The 23,266-nt window shown below is 66.2% G+C and carries 22 protein-coding genes, 1 tRNA gene and 1 pseudogene; 17 read left to right on the forward strand and 7 right to left on the reverse strand.

Translation table 11 applies throughout. The annotated features are described in order from the left end of the window. Positions 1-4 precede the first annotated feature (4 nt). From FB547_RS09605 to FB547_RS09670, 13 genes and pseudogenes are all read left to right on the forward strand, one after another. Entirely contained in the window at positions 5-1,510 is a 1,506-nt protein-coding gene (locus FB547_RS09605) for a type II and III secretion system protein family protein (RefSeq protein ID WP_145741626.1), read from the forward strand. Between the two features lie 20 nt (positions 1,511-1,530). Further along, entirely contained in the window at positions 1,531-1,812 is a 282-nt protein-coding gene (locus FB547_RS09610) for a hypothetical protein (protein WP_145741628.1), read from the forward strand. A 130-nt stretch (positions 1,813-1,942) separates the two neighbouring features. Further along, a complete protein-coding gene (locus FB547_RS09615; protein WP_145741630.1) occupies positions 1,943-2,152 on the forward strand; it encodes a Flp family type IVb pilin in 210 nt (69 codons plus the stop codon). Positions 2,153-2,231: 79 nt separating this feature from the next. Continuing rightward, entirely contained in the window at positions 2,232-2,411 is a 180-nt protein-coding gene (locus FB547_RS09620; RefSeq protein ID WP_145741632.1) for a Flp family type IVb pilin, read from the forward strand. A 90-nt stretch (positions 2,412-2,501) separates the two neighbouring features. Continuing rightward, positions 2,502-2,678, forward strand: coding sequence for a Flp family type IVb pilin (locus FB547_RS09625; RefSeq protein WP_145741633.1), 177 nt, complete (start codon positions 2,502-2,504; stop codon positions 2,676-2,678). A gap of 46 nt (positions 2,679-2,724) precedes the next feature. Further along, complete coding sequence (locus FB547_RS09630; RefSeq protein ID WP_145741635.1) at positions 2,725-3,987, forward strand: TadE/TadG family type IV pilus assembly protein; 1,263 nt, start codon at positions 2,725-2,727, stop codon at positions 3,985-3,987. A 5-nt stretch (positions 3,988-3,992) separates the two neighbouring features. Next, positions 3,993-4,454, forward strand: a complete 462-nt coding sequence (locus tag FB547_RS09635; RefSeq protein WP_145741637.1) for a TadE/TadG family type IV pilus assembly protein — start codon at positions 3,993-3,995, stop codon at positions 4,452-4,454. After that, on the forward strand, positions 4,451-4,879 hold the full coding sequence (locus tag FB547_RS09640; protein ID WP_145741639.1) for a TadE/TadG family type IV pilus assembly protein: 429 nt from the start codon (positions 4,451-4,453) through the stop codon (positions 4,877-4,879). The genes FB547_RS09635 and FB547_RS09640 overlap by 4 nt, the downstream gene beginning before the upstream one ends. A 19-nt stretch (positions 4,880-4,898) precedes the next feature. Then, the gene (locus FB547_RS09645; protein WP_145741641.1) at positions 4,899-6,050 is read left to right on the forward strand and encodes a CpaE family protein; all 1,152 of its coding nucleotides are present in this window, start codon (positions 4,899-4,901) and stop codon (positions 6,048-6,050) included. A 54-nt stretch (positions 6,051-6,104) separates the two neighbouring features. Then, the gene (locus FB547_RS09650; RefSeq protein ID WP_145741643.1) at positions 6,105-7,478 is read left to right on the forward strand and encodes a CpaF family protein; all 1,374 of its coding nucleotides are present in this window, start codon (positions 6,105-6,107) and stop codon (positions 7,476-7,478) included. A gap of 9 nt (positions 7,479-7,487) precedes the next feature. Then, entirely contained in the window at positions 7,488-8,480 is a 993-nt protein-coding gene (locus FB547_RS09655; RefSeq protein WP_145741645.1) for a type II secretion system F family protein, read from the forward strand. 12 nt (positions 8,481-8,492) lie between these two features. Further along, positions 8,493-9,401 carry a type II secretion system F family protein gene (locus FB547_RS09660; protein WP_145741647.1) on the forward strand — a complete coding sequence of 303 codons (909 nt, stop codon included), beginning with the start codon at positions 8,493-8,495 and terminating at the stop codon, positions 9,399-9,401. A gap of 115 nt (positions 9,402-9,516) precedes the next feature. Further along, a pseudogene (locus tag FB547_RS09670) lies at positions 9,517-9,924 on the forward strand (type II secretion system F family protein); the annotation flags it as partial. Between the two features lie 30 nt (positions 9,925-9,954). On the opposite strand, the gene FB547_RS09675 reads toward FB547_RS09670, so the two are convergent. From FB547_RS09675 to FB547_RS09685, 3 genes are all read right to left on the reverse strand, one after another. Then, entirely contained in the window at positions 9,955-10,644 is a 690-nt protein-coding gene (locus FB547_RS09675; RefSeq protein WP_145741649.1) for a response regulator, read from the reverse strand. 18 nt (positions 10,645-10,662) lie between these two features. After that, on the reverse strand, positions 10,663-12,351 hold the full coding sequence (locus FB547_RS09680; protein WP_145741651.1) for a sensor histidine kinase: 1,689 nt from the start codon (positions 12,349-12,351) through the stop codon (positions 10,663-10,665). 323 nt (positions 12,352-12,674) lie between these two features. Then, a tRNA-Ala gene (locus FB547_RS09685) sits at positions 12,675-12,750 on the reverse strand. Positions 12,751-12,844: 94 nt separating this feature from the next. Here FB547_RS09685 and FB547_RS09690 point away from each other — a divergent pair. Further along, complete coding sequence (locus tag FB547_RS09690; RefSeq protein ID WP_145741653.1) at positions 12,845-13,711, forward strand: alpha/beta hydrolase; 867 nt, start codon at positions 12,845-12,847, stop codon at positions 13,709-13,711. Between the two features lie 12 nt (positions 13,712-13,723). Here the strand turns inward: FB547_RS09690 and FB547_RS09695 are convergent, their stop codons facing one another. Beyond that, positions 13,724-14,701, reverse strand: coding sequence for a GMP reductase (locus FB547_RS09695; protein ID WP_145741655.1), 978 nt, complete (start codon positions 14,699-14,701; stop codon positions 13,724-13,726). Positions 14,702-15,088: 387 nt separating this feature from the next. Between FB547_RS09695 and azu the strand changes: the two genes are divergently transcribed. Together azu and FB547_RS09705 are read left to right on the forward strand one after the other, a co-directional pair. Then, complete coding sequence (azu, locus tag FB547_RS09700) at positions 15,089-15,517, forward strand: azurin (protein WP_186454144.1); 429 nt, start codon at positions 15,089-15,091, stop codon at positions 15,515-15,517. A 58-nt stretch (positions 15,518-15,575) separates the two neighbouring features. Continuing rightward, positions 15,576-18,005, forward strand: a complete 2,430-nt coding sequence (locus FB547_RS09705) for a UvrD-helicase domain-containing protein (RefSeq protein ID WP_145741657.1) — start codon at positions 15,576-15,578, stop codon at positions 18,003-18,005. Between the two features lie 23 nt (positions 18,006-18,028). Here the strand turns inward: FB547_RS09705 and FB547_RS09710 are convergent, their stop codons facing one another. Genes FB547_RS09710 through FB547_RS09720 form a run of 3 tightly spaced genes read right to left on the reverse strand, consistent with a single transcriptional unit; the run spans position 18,029 to position 20,319 of the window. Further along, on the reverse strand, positions 18,029-18,853 hold the full coding sequence (locus tag FB547_RS09710) for a BPSS1780 family membrane protein (protein ID WP_145741659.1): 825 nt from the start codon (positions 18,851-18,853) through the stop codon (positions 18,029-18,031). Positions 18,854-18,863: 10 nt separating this feature from the next. Next, on the reverse strand, positions 18,864-19,910 hold the full coding sequence (locus FB547_RS09715) for a homoserine kinase (protein WP_145741661.1): 1,047 nt from the start codon (positions 19,908-19,910) through the stop codon (positions 18,864-18,866). A gap of 43 nt (positions 19,911-19,953) precedes the next feature. Further along, positions 19,954-20,319 (reverse strand): hypothetical protein, encoded by a 366-nt coding sequence (locus tag FB547_RS09720; protein ID WP_145741663.1) that lies wholly within the window; start codon positions 20,317-20,319, stop codon positions 19,954-19,956. A gap of 97 nt (positions 20,320-20,416) precedes the next feature. On the opposite strand from FB547_RS09720, the gene polA reads away from it, so the two are divergent. After that, positions 20,417-23,239, forward strand: a complete 2,823-nt coding sequence (polA, locus tag FB547_RS09725) for a DNA polymerase I (RefSeq protein WP_145741665.1) — start codon at positions 20,417-20,419, stop codon at positions 23,237-23,239. Positions 23,240-23,266 lie beyond the last annotated feature (27 nt).

Genomic DNA, 23,266 nt, shown 5'->3' on the forward strand with positions numbered 1-23,266 from the left:
ACAAGTGCAACATCTCTCTTCTTCTTCACCCGCCTGGCTCTTGGCGGCACTCATGACGCTGGCGGCACCCGCGATGGCCGCGGACGCGGTCCCGGCGGCTGCTGCTGTGGCTGCAACCCCGGCTGCAGCACCGGCAGCGCCCGCCACCCGGCGCTGCACCGCGATCATTCCGGACGACCAGCCGACCTACGCCGTGCTGGGCAAGTCGGTGGTCATTCCGCTGAAGGCACGCGTTGCGCGCATCGTGGTCAGCGGCCAGCCGCCGAGCCGCGCGCCGGCCGCCGCACCCGCAGCCGCGGGGCAGCCGGCACCGGCCGCCGCCACGGCGGCGAACGCGGGCGACGGCATCGCCGACGTCGACGTCACGCTGCTGAGCCCGACCGACCTGTTCTTCCGCGGCCGCCAGGCGGGCTCGATGAACGTCGTACTGCAAAGCGTCGACGGCACCTGCTACATCAAGGACGTGATCGTCACCATCGATCCGGGCGCGCTGCAGTCCAAGCTCGCCGAGCTGATGCCGGAGGAAAACCACATCCGCGTACGCAGCGCCGAAAAATCGATCGTGCTCACCGGCGAGATCAGCGATGCGCTCAAGCTCGACGACGTGATGAGCCTGGCCATGGCCTATGGCGCCGACGGCAAGAAGGTGGTGAACCTGCTGCGCGTGACGGCGCCGCAGCAGGTGATGCTCGAAGTGAAGATCGCAGAGGTCAGCAAGACGCTGCTGGACCGGCTCGGTGCGCGCGTCGGCCTGAGCCGCTCGGGTAACGGCGGCCGCGACAGCTACTCGCTGATCTCCAGTTTCCTGAGCGGAGGCGGCGGCCTGCTCGAGGCGATAAGGATCGGCCGCACCTCGATCGGCATCGACGGCCAGAAGGACGACGGCCTGGTGCGCATCCTCGCGGAGCCCAACATCATGGCCATCAGCGGCCAGCAGGCAAGCTTCCTGTCGGGCGGAAAGATCTTCATCCCGGTCGCGCAGAGCGCCGCCGGCGGCGGGGGAACGAACATCACGCTGGAAGAGAAGGAGTTCGGCATCGGGGTCAAGTTCACCCCGACCGTGCTCAACGGCGGACGCGTCAACCTCAAGATGGTCTCGGAGGTGTCGGACCTGTCGCAGACCGGCTCGCCCTTTACCACCGTGACTGGTGTGACCGCCGTGCTGCCCTCGCTCACGGTGCGCCGCGCAGACACCACCGTGCAGCTCAACGACGGCCAGAGCTTCGTCATCGCGGGGCTCATCAAGAGCAATGTCACGGAATCCATCAAGCGCTACCCCGGGTTGGGCGAAGTGCCGGTGATGGGGGCGCTGTTCCGCAGCACCGAGTTCCAGAACGACCAGACCGAGCTGATGTTCGTGATCACGCCGCGCCTGGTTCGTCCGCTGGCCGAGGCACCGCGCGTTCCGACCGACAACCACGTCGTTCCCAGCCGCGCGGAGGTGTACCTGAACGGCAGCCTCGAAAGCGCCACCCCGGCACCGGTTGCACCGGCCGGCCAAACCCAATGACACCCGCGAGGAGCACCACCATGTTCATCAAGTCGACCACTCTCGCGCTGACGCTGCTGCTGGCCACCGGCTGCTCCCACGTCACGCCCAACTACGACGCGCGCTTTGGCGATGCGGTGCGCGACGCGAAAAGGAAGATGACGATCAATCCGGATGCCGGCAAGGACGGGGACCCGGTTGTCGGCATGGACGGCCGCTCGGCGCGCGAGTCGATGCTGCAGTACCACGAGTCCTACAAGACGCCGCCGCCCGCAGTGAACGTCATCAACATCGGCGGAGCGATTGGTGGTGGCACCAAGTGAACGCGGCCTGCATTCCCAACCCCCCTGTTCGGAAAGGAGAACACCACGATCTGCAACAACCCGATTTCTCCAACCTGTTTGATGAACCACGAAATCCATTCGTTTATTTGAACCTTGAAAGGAAAGACTCATGAACAACTTCTTCCAGGCCATCGGCCAATTCACCCGTGGTTTCCTCCGCGACGACGATGGCGCCCAGGTCATCGAGTACGCGCTGATCATCGCGGTCGTCTCGATCGCGCTGGTCGTTGCGCTGAAGGCGCTTACTGCCAACGGTGGCGGCTTCTCGACCTTCATCGCAACCGTGACCAGGTGCCTCACGGGAGGGGCTTGCCCGTAAGCAGCTCGAGGGCGGGGCGGGCAGGGCGTTGTCCGCTTCCCCCCGCTGTCCTTTTCAACACAGAAACGAGGTAGTCACCATGTTCAAGTCATTTCTGCAGGACGAGAGCGGCGCTCAGGTCATCGAGTACGCGCTGATCATCGCCGTCGTCTCGATCGCGCTGGTTGTTGCGCTGAGAGCGCTCACCGATAACGGCGGCAGCTTCTCGACCTTCATCGCTACCGTGGGCAGGTGCCTCACGGGAGGGGCCTGCCCGTAAGAAGCTCGAGGGCTCGGCGCGGGGACGGCTTGTCCATTCCCCGCCCTCCGCCGTCCAAACGCCACCCAGCACAAAAGCGAGGTACTCATCATGTTCAGTTCATTCCTGCGGGATGAAAGCGCTGCTCAGGTGGTGGAGTACGCGCTGGTCATTGCCGTGGTCTCGATCCTGCTGATCATCACGCTGCGGCCACTGGTAACGGACACCGGCCTCAGCGATCTCGTCGATCTGGTCCGCACCTGCCTCGACGGCGTGGACTGCGGCTGAAGCGCAAGGCTTTTTCGAACCGCCACCACTGCACAGGAAGCCGATCATGCAAGTCCACACTCCCGGCCGCCGTCAGCGCGGCGCGATGATCATCACCGCCGCGCTAGTGCTGCTGTTCCTCCTCGGATTCATGGGCATCGCGCTGGACTTCGGCCACCTGTTCGTTGTCAGGACAGAGCTGCAGACCGCCGTGGACAGTTGCGCACTGGGTGCAGCGCGCGAACTCGACAAGCAGGGCACGGCGATAGATCGAGCTCGCAGCGCTGGTCAAACGGCTGGCAACGCGAACAGCGTCAATATGCAGTCGGCCACCTGGAGCGGGCAGGGCCAGCTGGTCTTTGCCGACATCACTTTTCGCGATGCTTCCTATGCCCCCACGACCGATCCCCTCGTGGCCACCTATGCACAGTGCGTGCACACCCAGCCCAACATCGTCATCTGGCTCATGAAGGCCATGGGTGCCTTCTCCGGAAATGCGGCCGACTATCCTGCGACGGGCAGCGTTGCGGCCAGCGCAGTGGCAACCCGCGCCAGCGCGCAAACGACGTGCCCCATTCCGGTCGGCATGAAACCCAAGCCGGGTAACGGGGCGCCAAACTATGGCTTCGCCGTCGGCGAATGGGTGAAGCTGATCCAGGCGCAGAGCGGGGCCGCCGGTGGCGAAATCGGCTGGGCCAATCTCGATGGCAGCAACAGCGCCTCGGAAACCGAGTCCGAGATGAACAATCACTGCGGAACGAAGGTGGGCGACACGCTCGGTACGCCCGGCGTACAAACCTCCATCGTCGACGTCTGGAACCAGCGCTTCGGCATCTATAAGAACACCGGCGATCCGAGCACCCAGCGGCCCGACTACACCGGCTATGCCTACACCGCGCTCAATTGGCCCGCGCAGTTCAATGCCTACGACGGCAGCCCCGGTGGCGGTAGCGCCCAGAACTTCCTGATCAAGCGGGCGGCTTATGCGTCCTGCGCCGACACCGGCACGAAAGTGAACGGCGCGAACAGCTGCGAGTCGATCACCGGGCTTTCGCTCAACAGCTTTCAGAAGCTGGCAGCGCCCGGGAACGTCGCAGGCGGCCACAAGCAATATGGGCTCGATCGTCGCATCGTCACGGCGCCGATCATCGACGGCGCCGGGCATGTGATCGACTACGCCTGCCTGCTGATGCTGCAGCCGCTGAGCATTCCGATGACCGATACGTGGCTGGAATTCCGCGGCAATGCGGGCGATCCCCTTAGCCCGTGCACCACGAGCGGGCTCGCTGGCGGCGCGGCAGGCCCACTGGTTCCGGTCCTGGTGAGGTGATGCAAATGAAAAGAACATCGAACCACAGGCAGCGCGGCGCGGCGCTGGTCGAACTGGCACTCGTCACGCCGCTCCTGCTGCTGCTCACATTCATCACGACCGAGTTCGGCCGCGCCATGTACGAATACAACCTGGTCGTCAAGTCGACGCGCGATGCGGTTCGCTACCTGTCGGTCCAGACGCCGGGCACGCACATCGCCGAGGCGCGCAACCTCATGGTGTACGGCAACACCACCGGCACGGGCACGCCGCTCGCGCGTGGCCTGAGCCTCGCGAATGTGCCTGTGGGCAGCTGCTGCACCTGGCAGACGGCGGGGGCGAACCCGCTCATCACGACCGTGACGGTGCGCATCAGCAGCTACACCTTCCATTCGCTCTTTCCGTCGGTGACGGGCGTCGTGTTTGCCGATGCGAACGGCAACATCGTCTTCAGCGACATCACCGCCACCATGAGGGCTCCGTCATGAGACACCGCACATCCGGGGCGACCACCGTGGAATTTGCGCTGGGCCTGCTCATCTTCCTCATGCTGCTGCTGGGCATCCTGGACTTCGCGCGCATGCTGTTCACGTGGAGCATGGCCAGCGAGGCAACGCGCGCCGGCGCGCGTTACGCGGTGGTATGCGACGACACGGGACAGCAGGCGCTGGTGCTGGCCCGCATGCAGGCATTGCTGCCGCAGATCACGGCGGTGAGCGTGGCCTGGACGCCGTCGGGCTGCACGGCTGCCACCTGCGAGGGCGTCACGGTCGGCATCACCGGTCTCAACTACCAATGGATCTCGCCCATCGTCGAGGCAACGGCGCCGCTGATCCCGATGCCGAGTTTTTCCACCTTCCTGCCGCGCGAAGTCATGCGGAAGGACCCCCACAGCCCAACCATCTGCTTGTAGAGACGAAACGGAACCCGCCATGAAGATCTCCATCATCTCCCCCAATCCCGGCCACCTGCAGGACATGCGCAAGGTGCTGGAGGCCCGCTCCCACGTGGTCTCGCTGTTCGAAGGAGGCAAGAGCCGCATGCAATGGGTCGTCGAACGGTCGGCGCCCGAACTGCTGCTGGTGGACGGCATGTGCTGCGATACTCAGGAACTGGCGATGGTGGAGCAGCTCACGATGCGCCATCCGGCAATCGCCGTGGTGCTGATGTGCGCAATGCAGACGCCCGAGTTCCTGATTCTCGCCATGCGTTCGGGCGTGCGCGAAGTGTTGCCTTCGCCGCCCGAGCCGGCGGCGCTCGAGGCGGCCGTGGAGCGCATCGCGCTCAAGATGGCCGGCACGCAGGCGCGCGAGCCGGGGCAGGTAGTCGCGTTCATGCCCTGCAAGGGCGGCAGCGGCGCCACCTTTCTCGCCACCAACATCGGACATCAGCTCTCCATGCGGCGCTCGGTGCTGCTGATCGACCTGAATCTGCAGTTCGGCGACGCCCTTTCCTATGTGAGCGACCTGCGGCCCACCTCCACGGTGGCGGACGTGGCCCGCGACATCGGCCGGCTCGATGCCTCGCTGCTCGCTGCCAGCGTGGTGAAGGTGGCGCCGGGATTCAGCATTCTTGCCGCACCGGAGGATCTCACACGCGCCTTGGAGGTCAAGGCCGAGCACGTCGATGCGATCCTTCAAGTGGCCGCGGCCCAGTACGACTTCGTGCTGTTCGACCTGGGCCTGCGCATCGATCCGCTCACCATCCGCGTGCTGGACCGCGCGGACCGCATTTTCCCGGTGCTCCAGCCGAGCCTGCCGCACATCCGCAACGTGACGCGCCTCATGCAGATGTTCAAGTCGCTGGGCTATGCGGCCGGCAAGGTCGAACTGCTGGTCAACCGCAGTGCGGGTGGCGGGGAGATCGGGTTGTCCGACATGCGCCGCTCGCTGGGCGGGGCCACGCTGGTCAGCGTGCCCGACGGCGGCAAGGATGTGGACGCCTCGATCAACCGCGGCGTGCCCCTGGCGGAGATGTCGCGGGGCAGCGCGCTCTGCAAGCGGCTCGAGGAGATCTCCCACACGCTCAGTCCACGCCCGAAGGAAGCACCAGGCTTCATCGGCCGGCTCTTTCGCCGCGCCTGATTCCCGCGTTGCACTCTTACGAATCTTCTTCTTCCAACATCAAGGCAGGTCCACATGTCATTCAGAGAACAGCTCAATGCGATCGAAGCCGAGCCGGTCGTGCGCTCGCCGGCGCTGCCCCTGGCCGATGCGCCGCTTTCATCCTTCGCTTCGGACACCTACAAGCTCCTGAAGGAGCGGATGCACCTGAAACTGCTGGACCGCTTCGACCTGGCGGTGCTCGAAACCCTGAAGCCCGAGGTGCTGCGCCACGAGATCTCCACGATGGTCACGCGGCTGCTGCAGGAAGAGCCCGAGGCGCTGAACGACATCGAGCGGCGCACGCTGATCCGCGACATCCAGCACGAAATGCTCGGCTTCGGGCCGATCGAGCTGCTCATGGCGGACCCGACGGTGTCCGACATCCTGGTCAACTCGCATGACCAGATCTATGTGGAGCGCAAGGGCCGCCTGGAGCTGACGGATGTCAGTTTCACCGACGAGAAGCACCTGCTGCGCATCATCGACAAGATCGTCTCGCTGGTGGGGCGGCGCATCGACGAATCGAGCCCCATGGTCGATGCCCGCCTGCCGGACGGGTCGCGCGTCAATGCGGTGATCGCGCCGGTGGCGCTGGATGGCCCGATGATGTCGATTCGCCGCTTCGCGAAGATCCCGCTGAGGATGGAAAACCTGGTGAATGACCTGAAGACGCTGACGCCCCAGATGGCGCTGATGCTCGAAGGCCTGGCCGGCGCAAAGATCAACATGCTCATCTCCGGCGGCACCGGCGCCGGCAAGACGACGCTGCTGAACATTCTCTCCGGCTTTATTCCCGCCACCGAACGCATCATCACCATCGAGGATGCGGCCGAGCTCCAGCTCCAGCAGCCGCACGTCGCGCGGATGGAAACCCGGCCGATGAACATCGAGGGCAAGGGCGAGATCACGCAGCGCGCGCTGGTGCGCAACGCGCTGCGCATGCGGCCCGACCGCATCGTGATCGGCGAGGTGCGTGGCGCCGAGGCGGTCGACATGCTGCAGGCGATGAACACCGGCCATGAAGGCTCGCTGACGACCATCCACGCCAACACCCCGCGCGACGCGCTGGCGCGGCTGGAGAACATGATCAGCATGGCCAACCTGAACCTTCCGCATCACTCCGTGCGCCAGCAGATCGCGTCGGCCATCACCGTCGTGATCCAGGTCCTGCGCCTGGTCGACGGCCGGCGCAAGGTCACCAGCATCCAGGAGATCACCGGCATGGAAGGCGAGGTGGTCACGATGCAGGAGATCTTCGCGTTCCGCCAGACCGGCATGGGCCCCGACGGCCTGGTGCGCGGGTATTTCCAGGCCACGGGCGTGCGGCCGAAATTCGTCGAGCGCCTGCACTCTTTCGGCGTTGTGCTGCCCGACGCCATGTTCGATCCCGACAAGCACTACGAATAGGAGGCCATCATGCTCGACAACCTGGTTGGCGACACGCTCATCACACTGTCCGTGCTGGTCTTCGTGACAGTGCTGATGGTGATCGAGGGGCTGTACATGCTGTGGCGTTCTTACAGGGGCCCCGAGGCGCAGAAGATCGGCAAGCGCCTGCAGGCGCTGTCGGCCGCCACCGACCGCATCGCGCAGGCACGGCTCGTGAAGGACCGCGTGCTCAGCGATGCGCCGTGGCTGCAGCGCGTTCTGCTGAAGCTTCCGCGAGCCCACGGCCTGGATCGCTTCATTCTTCAGGCCGGGCTGGAGTGGACGGTGTCCCACGTGCTGCTCGCCTGCGCGCTGTCCGGCATGCTTGTTTTCTTCGCGATGGTGTCGCTTGCGAACCAGCCCGCGTGGATTGCCATGCTCGCGGGCGCCGCTGGCGCGGCGGTGCCATTGCTCTACCTGAATTACCGGCGCAGCCGCCGCCTGGCCCATCTCGAAAGGCAACTGCCGGACGCGCTGGACCTGGTGACACGCGCACTGCGCGCAGGCCATTCGTTCGCCAGCAGCGTGCAGATGATCGGCGACGAGATGTCCGAGCCCATTGCGGGCGAGTTCCGCATGGTGGCTGACGAGGTCGGCTTCGGGGTCTCGCTGCAGCAGGCGCTCACGAACATGAGCGAACGCGTGCCGCTCACCGACCTGCGCTACTTCGTGGTGTCGGTGCTGATCCAGCGCGACTCCGGCGGCAACCTGACCGAGGTGCTCGGCAACTTGAGCCGGCTCATCCGCGACCGGCTCAAGCTGCTGGCGCGGGTAAGGGTGCTGTCGGCGGAAGGGCGCCTGTCGGCCTGGATCCTCGGCCTGATGCCCTTTGCGCTGGTGGCGCTCATGAACGCCTTCAATCCAGAGTTCATGTCGCCGCTGTGGACCGATCCGATCGGCATCACGGCCATCAAGTACATGCTGGGCCTGATGGTGGTCGGCGTGCTGATCCTGCGCAAGATCGTGAAGATTCGTGTCTGAAGGAGAAATGCCATGCTGTTTCCCATCCTCGTGTTCGTTACCGTGTCCCTCGCCATTGGCGGATTCGCGGTCTGGATGCTGCCCACGCGCACCGAGCAGCGCCTGCGGGCGGTGGCGCCTTCATCGGGCAAGTCGGCCTGGACCGAAACCGCCGTCAAGGTCGTTGGCCCCTTCGCCCAGCTGTCCTCGCCCACGGGCGAAGGCGAGACCTCGCCGCTGCGCCTGCGGTTCCTGAACGCGGGCATCCGCCACCCGGATGCGAGCCTGTTCTACTTCGGCCTGAAGACGCTGCTGCCCCTCGGCCTTGCCGGCCTGGTCTTTGTGACCATACGCGCGGCAGGGGCCGGCGAGGGGCTCACGACCCTGCTCTGGCTGGCGGTGGCTGCGTTGTTCGGCTGCTACCTGCCCAACATCGTGCTGCGCGTGATGATCAAGGGGCGCCAACGCGAGATCTTCGAGAATTTTCCCGATGCCGCCGACCTGATGCTGGTGTGCGTCGAGGCGGGCCTCGGGCTCGATGCCGCCCTGGTCAAGGTGACCGAGGAAATCCGCGTCAAGAGCACGGCCCTGGCGCAGGAACTGCATTGGACCAACCTCGAAATGCGCGCGGGCGGCACACGCGAGAAGTCGCTGCACAACCTTGCGCTGCGCACCGGCGTGGAGGAAATCGGGACCTTCGCCACCATGCTGGCCCAGGCCGACCGGTTTGGCACCAGCATCGGCGAATCGCTGCGCGTGTTTTCGGACGACCTGCGCCACAAGCGCCAGGTTCGCGCGGAAGAGCTTGCCGCCAAGGTGCCGACCAAGATGCTGCTGCCGCTGGTGCTGTGCATCTTTCCGTGTATCTCGATGGTCATCCTCACGCCGGCGGCCATCCGCATGGTCCGCATCATCGGGCCGATGCTCGGCGGCGGGCAGTGAGCCCGGGAGCCCGCGCTCAGTTGAGCGCGGCGTCGAGCTGGTGCTTGATGGCGTAGATATACAACTCGAGCCGGTTCGCCACGTCGAGCTTCTGGTAGACCGACGTGAGGTGATGCTCGATGCCGCCTTGGTCAAGGTCACCGAAGAGATCCGCGTCAAGAGCGAGGCCCTGGCGCTGGAGCTGCACTGGACCAATCTGGAGATGCGCGCAGGCGGCACGCGCGAGAAGTCGCTGCGCAACCTTGCGCTGCGCACCGGCGTGGAGGAACTCGGCACCTTCGCCACCATGCTGACCCAGGCCGACCGGTTCGGCACCAGCATCGGCGAATCGCTGCGCGTTTTTTCTGAGGACTTGCGCCACAAGCGCCAGGTTCGCGCGGAAGAACTGGCCGCCAAGGTGCCGACCAAGATGCTGCTGCCGCTGGTGCTGTGCATCTTTCCATGCATCTCGATGGTCATCCTGACGCCGGCGGCCATCCGCGTGATCCGCATCATCGCGCCGATGCTCAGCGGCGGGCTGTGAGCCCTGGAGCGCCGCCCGCATTCGACGCATTCAATGGGGCGTGGCGTCGAGCTGGTGCTTGACCGCGTAGATGTAGAGCTCCAGCCGGTTCGCCACGTCGAGCTTCTGGTAGATCGACGTGAGGTGGTTGCGGAAGGTGTGCTCGGTCACGAACAGCCGCGAGGCGAGCGTCTTGTTCGCGGCGCCGCTGCCTTCCACCACGGCGCGGATGATCTGCCGCTCCTTCTGCGTCAAGCTCGCGATCCTGGCCGCTTCGGGGTCGGCCTTCACCGGCTTCTTCGGTGCGGTCAGTTCGGAGAACACGCGGCCCATGGCCTGCGCGTCGATGCACAGCTCGCCGTTGTGCACGCGCGCGATCGCATCGAGCACCTCTTCGGCCGAAGCGTCCTTGCACAGCACGCCCCTGGCGCCGCGCAGCACGGCAAGGTCCAGCGTCTGCTGCTTGCGCTCGGCCGTGAGGATGAGCGCGCGCGAGACGTCGTTCGACAGCAGCTTGGGGAGAATGTCGAGGGAGCATCGGCCCCCCAGGTCCAGATCGAGCAGGATGACGTCGGGCACCACGTGCTCGGTCTGTTCCAGCGCCTGCTCGAAGCAGTTGGCGGTGGCGACAACCTTCATGCGCGGCTGCTCGCCGTCGATCAGCTTCGACAGGCCCCACAGCATGGTCTGGTGGTCGTCCACGAGCATGACGCCGATGGGGTGCGTTGTTGTGGCTTGCATGTTGACACCTTCGCCTTCCTAGATGGGTATTTCGATCAGTACGGCCGTGGCGCCGCCCGCGCCTTGGCCGACTTGCGCATGCCCGCCGAGGGCGGCTGCGCGTTCGCTGATGGAACGTGGGCGGAAGTCCGAGAAGTCCATGCCGCAGGACTCGTTTTCGATCCTGATCTGCAGCTTGCCGTCCGTGCAGCCGATGCGGATGCAGCCGCGGTGCGCGTGGGTGTGCTTGCAGATGTTGTTCAGCCCTTCGCGCACCAGCTGCAGCACTTCGGCCGTCATCCGGTCGTCCAGGTGGACGTCGCCATCGACCAGGATCTCCATGTCGATGCCGTAGAGCGTCTTGATGCGCGCGGCCTGGCGGTGCAGGTGAGGAAGAATGAACTCGCAGTGGCTTTCTCCGCCATGCTTGACGATGCCCGCATAGTGGCGCAGGTCGGCCACCACGCCCTCGGCCATGCTGGCGAGCTTGTCCAGGTCTTCGACCAGCGGGTTGTCGGCGCCCGCCTTCTTGCGCAGCGCGCTCAGTCCCAGCTTCAGGCCGATGTAGGGCTGGATCGCCGTGTCGTGCAGGTCCAGCGAGATCTTCAGGCGCTCCTTCGAGGCGGCCTCCGAGGCCATCCGGTCGAGCACCCCGATCGTCTCGATCACCGGAAAGACCTGGCTCATCATGTGCGAAAGGAACAGCGCATCGGACTTGCGGAACAGCCCTTCGTTCGTCGACACGTAGATGCGTCCCTCTCCCTGGCGCATCGGCAGCGGTGCGCTGATGAAGGAGCGCGCCTCCAGCATGGCGGCAACCGCAGCGCTGCGCCGAAGGCCCGGCTCGTCTTGCGGGTACCAGCGGCGCAGGCGCAGGTCGAAGGCATGGCCCTGCACGCACAGCCGGCTCAGCGGCCACGGCAGGCGGTTGCGCAGCACGATGTGGCCGGGGTTCAGCGCCATCAGCGGCAATTCGAAAGCCTGGTCGATGGTCTCGACGTCGACCGCCTCGCCCGCGTGGCTTTGCCTGAGCGTACGCATGACCCAGCAGCCATTGGCCGTGTCGCGCGTCAGGAGCACGCAGTGGCTTGCCTTGTAGAAGGCCAGCGTCTTCTCCAGGGTACTGGCGATGGTGCGGGCCACGCCGAAGCGGGGGTTCGACAGCCGGCTCACCTGGCTCAGGAGGGACAGGCGCCGCCGCAGTTCGACCTTCGAGCCGCCCCAGTGCCCGATCATGTGGCCCAGCGCCAGCAGGAAGGTGGTGCGCATCAGCAGCTGCGGCGTGTCGTTCGCGAGGTTCGTTCCCAGGCCGCAGACGGCAAAAGAGGCGACCGAGGCCATGGTGACCCGGGCGCCTTCCTCGTATCCCCACCTGAAGGACGAGGTGAGGATGGCAAAGAAATAGAAGAGGAAATACAGGCTGCCACTGCCGCCGCTCGCGAAGACGATGAGCGTGAACCACAGCACGTCGAACCAATGGATGGCCTTGCCCTGGAAGTAGGGCTGGCCCTTTCGCGTGCAGATGTACACGCCGAGGCTGTAGAGCGCGTAGCAGGAGAACGTGAGCCAGACGGCGCTGCCTACGCGCAGTTGCGGATCGCGAAGGTCAACCGCAACCGCCAGCAGCGCCGACACCGACAGCACCAGCCGCATCCGCGACACCATGAGCGCATCGGCGGTGAGGCTGGAGTCGGTCCCGTAATCGGGGTCGATGGAATGGGCTTGCATGGCGCTTTTTTTTCAAGTGCATAGAGCGGCTCATGCCCTGCCAGCCAACCACGACAAAACGCCCATGCCCCTGGGAAGGAAGCTCTGTGACGTAACACCTTGGTTCACTTTTGCGCCAAAATTAATATCTGCGAGGATTTCACATTACTACTTTTGTAGTCGAAAGCAATACTTTTCGGTTAACCCCGTTTGCAATGTGTACTTTTGTTACCGAATGATGCAAATTGCGGCCACCGGCCAGCAGATGTATCGGTGCCCAAGGGAGTGCCCATCGGCCGGGCAAAGAAAAAGGGCTCGGAAAGATCCGAGCCCTTCTGATGGGATGGTGGAGAGGAGGAGGATCGAACTCCCGACCTCCGCATTGCGAACGCGGCGCTCTCCCAGCTGAGCTACCCCCCCAACGCAAGCCGGATTTTAACCAGAACCCGCCCGGGAACGCATGGCCCGCATGCCAAGATGCGCGCTTCGAAAAAAGAAGGAAAGCACAACCCGCATGGCCTCGTACGAACCCGCCTGGCTGGAAGGCATGTACAACAATCTTGCGCGCGTGAAGGAGCACCCGGCGTACTTCGCCCGCTGGGGCCGCGACTCGCAAGCCGTGCGCGAAACCCTGCCTGGCCGGATCGACGTGCCCTACGGCCAGGGCGTGAACGAGACGCTCGACATCTTTCCGGCACCCGTGCCCGGCGCACCGGTGCTGGTGTTCATTCACGGCGGCTACTGGCGCGCGATGGACAAGCGGGACCATTCGTTCATTGCGCCCGCGTTCAACGACCGCGGCGTGTGCGTGGTGATGCCCAACTACGCGCTGTGCCCCGGAACGGCGGAAGCGCCCGTGACCGTGCCGGGCATCCTCATGCAGATGGTGCGCGCGCTCGAGTGGACCTGGCGCCATGCCGCGAGCTTCGGCGCCGACCCCTCGCGCATCACCGTGGCCGGGCACTCGGCCGGCGGCCACATGGCGGCCGCGCTGCTGGCCTGCGATTGGAAGGCAGTCTCGCCTGATCTGCCGGTGCGGCTGGTGCGCAATGCGCTGTCGATCTCGGGCCTCTACGACCTTCGCCCGCTGCAGCGCACGCCGTTCCTGGAAAACGTCCTGAAGCTCTCCGATGCGGATGCCCTGCGCGCCAGCCCGGCGCTGTGGCCGGCCCCAGCGCGCGGCCAGCTGCACGCGCTGGTGGGCGGCGACGAAAGCGAGGAGTTCATCCGCCACAACGCGCTGATCCGCGATGCGTGGGGCCGCAACGCCGTGCCCGTGTGCGAATCGCTGCCGGGGCTGAACCACTTCAGCATCGTCGACGCGCTGGCGGACCCGGCCCACAGGCTGCATCGCGGCGCGGCGCAGCTGCTGGAGGCCTGACCCGGCGAGGGCCTACATCAGCAGGTGCTCGCCTGCGTTGTCGCCGCCGAGCGTGACGTAGTTGACCTTGCGGATGTCCATCAGCGCGCGGCCGCCCGCGTAGCTGATGGAGCTCTGCACGTCCTGCTCCATCTCGATCAGCGTGTCGGCCAGCTTGCCCTTGATGGGCTCGAGGATGCGCTTGCCCTCGACGTGCTTGTACTCGCCCTTGTTGAAGTCACTGGCGGAGCCGTAGTACTCCTTGAAGAGCGCGCCGTCGACCTCGACGGTGCGGCCCGGCGATTCCTCGTGCCCCGCGAACAGCGAGCCGATCATCACCATCGAGGCGCCGAAGCGCACGCTCTTGGCGATGTCGCCGTGGTCGCGGATGCCGCCGTCCGCGATGATCGGCTTGGTGGCCACGCGCGCGCACCACTTGAGCGCGCTGAGCTGCCAGCCGCCGGTGCCGAAGCCGGTCTTGAGCTTGGTGATGCAGACCTTGCCCGGGCCGATGCCGACCTTGGTGGCGTCGGCGCCCCAGTTCTCCAGGTCGATCACCGCTTCGGGCGTGCCGATGTTGCCGGCAATCACGAAGGAGCCCGGCAGCTTCTGCTTGAGGTAGCCGATCATGTTCTTCACGCTGTCGGCATGGCCGTGCGCGATGTCGATGGTGACGTATTCGGGCACCAAGCCCTCGGCCGCCAACTGGTCGACGGTGTCGTAGTCGGGCTTCTTCACACCCAGCGAGATCGAGGCGAACACGCCCTTGCCGTGCATCTGCCTGACGAACTTCACGTTGTCCAGGTCGAAGCGGTGCATCACGTAGAAGTAGCCGTTCTGCGCCAGCCACAGGCAGATCGGCTCGTCCACCACCGTCTTCATGTTGGCCGGCACCACCGGCAGTCGGAAGCTGCGTGCGCCGAGCGTCACGCTGGCGTCGCACTCCGAGCGGCTTTCCACGCGGCACTTGCGCGGCAGCAGAAGAATGTTGTCGTAATCGAAGATTTGCATGAGAAACCAAGCTTCCTGTGAAGGGTGCGCCGCCGAACGATTTCGGCGGCGTGGGCGCTTGGTCCCGGCCCGGTCATTGGCGCCATGCAGGCACAAAAAAACCGGGCGACAAGAAACTTGGGCCCGGTGATTGATTATAGGGAGGTGGTGCTCCGCCTTCCTGCGCGCTTTCGTATAGACCTTATTCGCCGGCCGGTCTGCCCGGCCGGGCCGCGGCGGCGATGCGCAGCCCGCGGCAGTACCATTTGATCCAGATCAGTGCCGCGCGGCGGGCGCGCTCGACAATGCCGCTGGCGCAGCACGTCCTGCGCCCCGTTCATTTCTTCTTCTGGAGATCGTTCCCATGCTTCGCCGCCACCTCGCCGCCACCTCGCCGCCACCGCCGTTCTGGCGCTCGCTTCTCTCGCCGCTTCCTCCGCCTTCGCTGCCGACTGCAGCGTGGAGATCGAAGGCAACGACGCGATGCAGTTCAACAAGCCTGCCATCGAGGTGAGCAAGAGCTGCAAGGAATTCACCGTCAAGCTCAAGCACGTCGGCAAGCTGCCGAAGCAGGCCATGGGCCACAACTGGGTGCTTGCCAGGACGGCCGACGTGCAGGCGGTCGCCGCCGACGGCATCGCTGCCGGCCTGCCGCAGAACTATGTGAAGGCTGGCGACGCGCGCGTCGTGGCGCACACCAAGATCATCGGCGGCGGCGAAAGCGACAGCGTGAGCTTTCCGGTCGCCAAGCTGGGCGCGGCCGACAGCTACACCTTCTTCTGCTCCTTTCCGGGCCATTCGTCGATCATGAAGGGCACGCTGAAACTCGCGAAGTAAGAGGGCGCGGGCAACCCCGCCGCCGCGTCGGGACGCCCCGGCTTCCTACAATGCCGGGATGTCTCTTTTCGGCTCGTACGACGCCACTGCCGGCGCACCCCCATCCCCAGCGGCCGATTCGCCCCTGCTCGCCAACCTCAACCCGGAGCAGCGCGCCGCGGTCACCCTGCCTGCGGGCAATGCCCTGATCCTTGCCGGCGCCGGCTCGGGCAAGACGCGGGTGCTGACCACCCGCATCGCCTGGCTGCTGCAGACCGGCCAGGTCTCCGCCGGCGGCATCCTGGCCGTGACCTTCACCAACAAGGCCGCCAAGGAAATGATGACGCGGCTCACGGCGATGCTGCCCGTGAATGTGCGCGGCATGTGGATCGGCACCTTCCACGGCCTGTGCAACCGCTTCCTGCGCGCGCACTGGAAGCTGGCCAACCTCCCTTCCACCTTCCAGATCCTCGACACGCAGGACCAGCTCTCGGCCATCAAGCGGCTGATGAAGCAGTTCAACGTCGACGACGAGCGCTTTCCGGCCAAGCAGACCCAGTGGTTCATTGCCGGCGCCAAGGAAGACGGCCTGCGCCCGAAGGACGTGGAGATCCGCACCGAGGACGACCGCAAGAAGGTCGAGCTCTACCAGCTCTATGAAGAGCAGTGCCAGCGCGAAGGCGTGGTCGACTTCGGCGAACTCATGCTGCGCAGCTACGAACTCCTGCGCGACAACGACGCGGTGCGCGAGCACTACCAGCGGCGCTTCCGCCACATCCTGATCGACGAGTTCCAGGACACCAACCGCCTGCAGTACGCGTGGATCAAGATGATCTCGGGCAGCACCGCGGCGGGAGGCCAGTTCGTGCCGGGCCAGAACAACAGCGTGATCGCCGTGGGCGACGACGACCAGAGCATCTACGCCTTCCGCGGCGCGCGCGTGGGCAACATGGCCGACTTCGTGCGCGAGTTCGACGTGCAGCACCAGATCAAGCTGGAGCAGAACTACCGCAGCTACAGCAACATCCTCGATTCGGCCAACGAGCTCATCAGCCACAACAAGAAGCGCCTGGGCAAGAACCTGCGCACCGACCAGGGGCCCGGCGAGCCGGTACGCGTGTACGAGTCGCCCACCGACCTGGCCGAGGCGCAGTGGATGGTCGAGGAAATGCGCCAGCTCGTGCGCGACGGCTTCGACCGCAAGGAAATGGCCGTGCTCTACCGCAGCAATGCGCAGAGCCGGGTGATCGAAACGGCGCTCTTCAACGCCTCGGTGCCGTACCGCGTGTACGGCGGCCTGCGCTTCTTCGAGCGCGCCGAAATCAAGCACGCGCTCGCCTACCTGCGCCTGCTCGAGAACAAGGACGACGACACCAGCTTTCTGCGCGTGGTCAACTTTCCGCCGCGCGGCATCGGCGCGCGCACGCTCGAGCAGCTGCAGGACGCGGCGCGCACGGCGGGCCGCTCGCTGCACGACGCGGTGCATGCCGTCGGCGGCAAGGCGGGCTCGAACCTCACGGCCTTCGTCGCCAAGATCGACGTGCTGCGCGAGCAGACGCAGGGCGCCAGCCTGCGCGAGATCATCGAACTGGTGCTCGACCACAGCGGCCTCGTCGAACACTACAAGGCCGACCGCGAAGGCGCCGACCGCATCGAGAACCTGGAAGAACTGGTGAACGCGGCCGAGAGCTTCGTCACGCAGGAAGGCTTCGGCCGCGATGCGGTGGCGCTGCCCATCGACGAACTGCGCCAGTCGCCCGCGAGCCAGGGGCTCGATCCGAACCGGCCCGTCATCGACGAGCCGCTCGCGCCCGATGCCGAAACCGGCGAAACGCTGAGCCCGCTGGCCGCCTTCCTCACGCATGCGGCGCTCGAATCGGGCGACAACCAGGCGCAGGCCGGGCAGGACGCGGTGCAGCTCATGACCGTTCACGCCGCCAAGGGCCTGGAGTTCGACTGCGTGTTCATCACCGGCATGGAAGAGGGCCTGTTCCCGCACGAGAACTCGATGAGCGATTTCGAGAGCCTCGAGGAAGAGCGCCGCCTGATGTACGTGGCGATCACGCGCGCGCGCAAGCGCCTCTACCTGAGCCATTCGCAGACGCGCATGCTGCACGGCCAGACGCGCTACAACGTGAAGAGCCGCTTCTTCGAGGAGCTGCCCGAAGGCGCGCTCAAGTGGCTCACGCCGAAGAACCAGGCCTTCACGCCCTCGGCCTTCGGCTATGGCGGCGGCTATGCGAGCACGCGCGGCGGCGGCGGCAGCTACAGCAGCGGAGGCGGCTACGGCGGCAGCAAGGACACTTTCGCGAGCCCGCCAGTGCCGCCGCAGAAGGCCGCGCCCTCGCACGGCCTGCGCTCGGGTATGCAGGTGTTCCACAACAAGTTCGGCGAAGGCACGGTGCTGTCGCTCGAAGGCACCGGCGACGACGCGCGCGCGCAGGTCAAGTTCGCGCGCCACGGCGTGAAGTGGCTCGCGCTGTCGGTGGCCAAGCTCACGCCGGTGTGAACGGGCGCCGGCCCTGAGGTCGATCAGCCCGGATCGAAGCTGTCGCGGAAGGTGAACCAGGTGGAGCTCAGCGACATGGCCGCGAGCACCAGTGCCGATCCCACGATCAGCACGTTGCCGATGAGGGCCGCGCCGCCGGCCGCCGCGCCCACGCCGATCAGCACGGTGGCGATGAGCCCCATGCCGATGCCCGCGAGAAGGAACACGCCGAACCACGCCAGCACGAAGAGGGCGTAGGCGCCGAAGTTGCGGAACAGCGCCACCACGCTGAAGAAGATGCTCTTGACCGGCTCCACGCCGTGCCAGTGCACGAGCGCCGGGGCGTGCCACATCGCCAGCGAGAGCGGCAGGTTCAGGCACATCAGGAACATGCGCGCCACCTGGAAGTCGCTGCTGGCCATGGTCTCGGCTGACGGCATGTCGTCGAGCAGGTAGGCGCGTGCCAGCTGGCCGCCGTCGATGAAGCTCGTGAGCAGCACGGCCACCACGAAATACGCCGCCGAGATCACGCCGAGCTTGACCAGCGAGCGCCACTCGGTGCGCATGGCGCCGGCCACCGCCACGAACATGGCGGAGCCGGTGGGCCGCTGCGCGTGGCCGGCGGTGCCGACGCCCTCTGCGTTGTCGGTGTAGGCCACCGAAGTGGCCACCATCAGGCCCAGCGTCATGAAGGGCAGCAGGACCGGCGCCAGCACGCTGCCCACCAGCGGCAGCAGCGACACCGTCGAAATCAGCGCCATCAGCAGGAAGAACAGCGAGATGAAGGCGAGCGGCTGCCGCCAGAAGGTCTTGAGCCCGAGGCGGACCCATTCGGCGCCGGTTCGCGCCGGCACGATGTGGAGTTTCATTTTTGAAGGGTCAGGCGGGCAGCGGCTCGAGCGACTGCGCCATGGCATGCGGATGGTTGGCGCGCTCGCGCAGCACGCGCTCGAAGTGCGCCGGGTCGTGCGGCTTGAGCATGCTGGCTTCGCGCGGCAGGTGGAAGTCCCACAGCCGAGAAATCCAGAAGCGCAGCGCCGCGGCCCGCAGCATGGCGGGCAGCAGGGCGCGCTCTGCCGCATTCAGCGGGCGCACGCTTTCGTAGGCCGCAAGCAGCGCGTCGGCGCGTTCGGCGTCGTGCCGGCCGGTCGGGAGATCGACGGCCCAGTCGTTCAGGCACACGGCCAGGTCGAACAGCCAGGTGTCGGTGCCCGCGAAATAGAAGTCGAACACGCCGGTGAGGCGCGGCGCCGTGCCGGCCGTCTCGCCGGTGGCGAACATCACGTTGTCGCGGAACATGTCGGCATGCACCGGGCCGCGCGGCAGCGCCGCATAGGCCGAGGATTCGGCGATGTGGTTCTGGTAGGCGAGCTCGGCGCGCAGCAGCGCGGCCTGCGATTCGTCGACGTAGGGCAGCACCACCGGCACGGTGTCGTTCCACCAGGCGAGGCCGCGCAAGTTCGGCTGGATGCGCGGAAAGTCGCGCGCGGCCAGGTGCATGCGCGCGAGCAGGGCGCCCAGTTCGGCGCAATGGGCCGTGCCCGGCGCCAGTTCGCTGCGGCCCGAGAGCCGCTGCACCAGCGCGGCCGGCTTGCCCGCCACCTGGAGCAGCAGTTCGCACGGGGCGTTCGCGGGAATGGTGAGCGCATGGCCCGACGGCGGCTGGATGGCCGGGTCGGCCACCGGCTCGGGCACCGGCAGGCCGCGGCCCGCCAGGTGCTTCATGAGACAAAGGTAGTAGGGGAGCTGCTCGGCACTGAGGCGCTCGAACAGCGTCAGCACGAACTCGCCGCTTTCGGTGGTCGCGAAGTAGTTGGTGTTCTCGATGCCGCCCTCGATGCCGCGCAGCTCGCGCAGCGGGCCGAGACCCAGGCGCTGCACGAGCGCGTCCGCCTCGCCGAACTCGACTTCGGTAAAAACTGCCATGGCGATGCTCAGCGTCTTGCTGCAGATGGAAGGCGCGGCACGGTCAGAACTTCATCACGTTCCAGACCCGGGCGCCGTTGCCGTTCGAGTTGGCATCACCCGAACCCGCACGGGCGCCTGGATCGTTGGGCCGCACCTCGTAGCCCGGCACGTTGGCCTTGGGCTTCACGTTGATGCTCTGCGTGCGGCCGCCGTAGCGCACCTCGTCGACCGAGGCGCCGCTGTCTTCCGTGTGGATGTGCTCGACCTTCTGGTTGCGGCGGCCGTCGGCCTGCTCCTGATTTTGTAGCGGCTCGGCCGGCGCAGGCGTTGCGGCGGGCGCAGGCTGCGCCTGGACGGCGGCAACGGGGACGGCAAAGGCCAGCGCCAGCAGGATGCGGCGGGCGACCAGGAGTGTGGGGCTAGGCATGCAGGGATTGTAGGCGCGGGGGCGCTTTCGGGGTGTCGGCCGGCGGCGCTTGCCGGCGTGGTTCGGGATGCCGGTCCGGGCACGGCAAAATGGCCCGATGACCGACAAGAAAACGCTGCTGCTCGTCGATGGCTCGAGCTATCTCTACCGCGCCTTCCATGCCATGCCCGACCTGCGGGCCGTGCCCGGCGACCCGAAGAGCCCGGCGACCGGCGCCATCCGCGGAATGATCAACATGATGACGGCGCTGCGCCGCGAGGTGCGCGCCGACTACGCGGCCTGCGTCTTCGATGCGCCCGGCAAGACTTTCCGCGACGACCTGTACCCCGAGTACAAGGCCAACCGCTCTCCCATGCCCGACGACCTGCGCAGCCAGATCGACCCTATCCACCAGGTGGTCAAGCTGATGGGCTGGCCGGTGCTCTGCGTGCCCGACATCGAGGCCGACGACGTGATCGGCACGCTCGCCAAGACGGCGGCGCAGCAGGGCATCGAAGTCATCGTGTCGAGCGGCGACAAGGACCTGAGCCAGCTGGTGGACGAGCACATCACGATCATCGACACGATGAACGGCAAGAAGCGCGACGTGGCGGGGGTCACGGCCGAATTCGGCGTGCCGCCCACCTTGATGATCGACTACCAGACGCTGGTGGGCGATGCCGTCGACAATGTGCCCGGCGTCGAGAAGGTCGGCCCCAAGACTGCTGCCAAGTGGCTGCTCGAATACGGCTCGCTCGACGCGCTGATCGAACGCGCCGCCGAGGTGAAAGGCCAGGCTGGTGAAAACCTGCGCAAGGCCCTGGACAAGCTCCCGCTGAGCCGCCAGCTCGTCACCATCCGCACCGATTGCGACCTGGCCGCGCATGTGGCCGGCCTGCCTTCGCTCGAAGGCCTGCCGGTGGGTGCACCGCAGACCGCGGAGCTCAAGCCCTTCTACGAGAGGTTCGGCTTCAAGAGCCTGGTCAAGTCCCTCGAGGCGCTGGAAGTGCCGCCCGAGCTGATCGAAGAGAACATCAAGAAGCAGTTGGCCCGGGGCGCCGCCGCGAGCGCCGACCAGGGCGGCCTGTTCGACGAATCGGCCGAGCTCGGCGCGCTGGAGGCCGCTGCGCCCGCGAGCAACCTCAAGTACGAGACGATCACCACCTGGGAGCAGTTCGATGCCTGGCTCGCCAAGCTCGAGGCCGCCGAGCTGGCCGCCATCGACACCGAGACCACCTCGCTCGACGAGATGGTCGCGCGCATCGTCGGCGTGAGCTTCAGCATCGAGCCCGGCGCGGCGGCCTACGTTCCGCTCGCGCACAACTATCCCGACGCGCCCGCGCAGCTGCCCATCGACGAAGTGCTCGCCAGGCTCAAGCCCTGGCTCGAAAACCCCGCGAAGAAGAAGCTCGGCCAGCACATCAAGTACGACCGCCATGTGTTCGCCAACCACGGCATCGAGGTGCAGGGCTATGCGCACGACACCATGCTGCAGAGCTACGTGCTCGAGGCGCACCGGCCGCACGGGCTCGCGAGCCTGGCCGAACGGCACCTGGGCCGCAGCGGCATCTCGTACGAAGACCTGTGCGGCAAGGGCGCGCACCAGATCCCGTTCAGCCAGGTTGACATCGCCAAGGCCGCCGAATATTCGTGCGAGGACAGCGACCAGACGCTCGACGTGCACCTGGCGCTGTGGCCCCAGATCGAGCGCGACGAGAAGCTGCGCTTCATCTACCAGCTCGAGATGGATTCGAGCGAGGCGCTCTACCGCGTCGAACGCAACGGCGTGCTGATCGATGCGCCCACGCTGGCCGCGCAGAGCCACGAACTCGGCACGCGCATCATGGCGCTCGAGCAGGAGGCTTACGAGATCGCCGGCCAGCCCTTCAACCTGGGCTCGCCCAAGCAGATCGGCGAGATCTTCTTCACCAAGCTGGGCCTGCCGGTGGTCAAGAAGACGCCGAGCGGCGCACCCAGCACCGACGAGGAAGTGCTCGAGAAGCTGGCCGAGGACTATCCGCTGCCGGCCAAGATCCTCGAGCACCGCGGCCTGTCCAAGCTCAAGGGCACCTACACCGACAAGCTGGGCCAGCTCGCCAACCCGCGCACCGGCCGCGTCCACACGCACTATGCGCAGGCGGTGGCGGTCACGGGGCGGCTGTCGAGCAACGATCCCAACCTGCAGAACATTCCGATCCGCACGCCCGAAGGCCGCCGCGTGCGCGAGGCCTTCATCGCGCCGCTCGGCAGCGTGATCGCGAGCGCCGACTACTCGCAGATCGAGCTGCGCATCATGGCCCACATCAGCGGCGACGAGTCGCTGCTGCGCGCCTTCAGGGAAGGCATCGACGTGCACCGCGCCACCGCGGCGGAGGTGTTCGGCGCCACGCCCGACCAGGTGTCGAGCGAGCAGCGCCGCTATGCCAAGGTGATCAACTTCGGGCTCATCTACGGCATGAGCAGCTTCGGCCTGGCGCGCAACCTGGGCATCGAGACCAAGGCCGCGGCCTCCTACATCGACCGCTACTTTGCGCGCTATCCGGGCGTGAAGGCGTACATGGACGAGACCAAGGCGCTGGCCAAGGAGAAGGGCTATGTGGAGACCGTGTTCGGCCGGCGCCTCTACCTGCCCGAGATCAATTCGCCCAACGGCCCGCGCCGCGGCGGTGCCGAGCGCGCCGCCATCAACGCGCCGATGCAGGGCACGGCGGCCGACCTGATCAAGCTCAGCATGATCAAGGTACAGAACGTGCTTGACGAGGAGAAGCGCGCCACCCGCATGATCATGCAGGTGCACGACGAACTGGTGTTCGAGGTGCCCGAAGCCGAGATCGAATGGGTGCGCACCGAAATCCCGCGCCTGATGGCCGGCGTGGCCGAGCTCAAGGTGCCGCTCCTGGCCGAGATCGGCATCGGTCCCAACTGGGACAAGGCGCACTGATCCCCACCCACTGAAGAAAGAAGAAGC

Origin of the sequence: Variovorax beijingensis, assembly GCF_007828835.1 — a bacterium.
GTDB lineage: Bacteria > Pseudomonadota > Gammaproteobacteria > Burkholderiales > Burkholderiaceae_C > Variovorax > Variovorax beijingensis_A.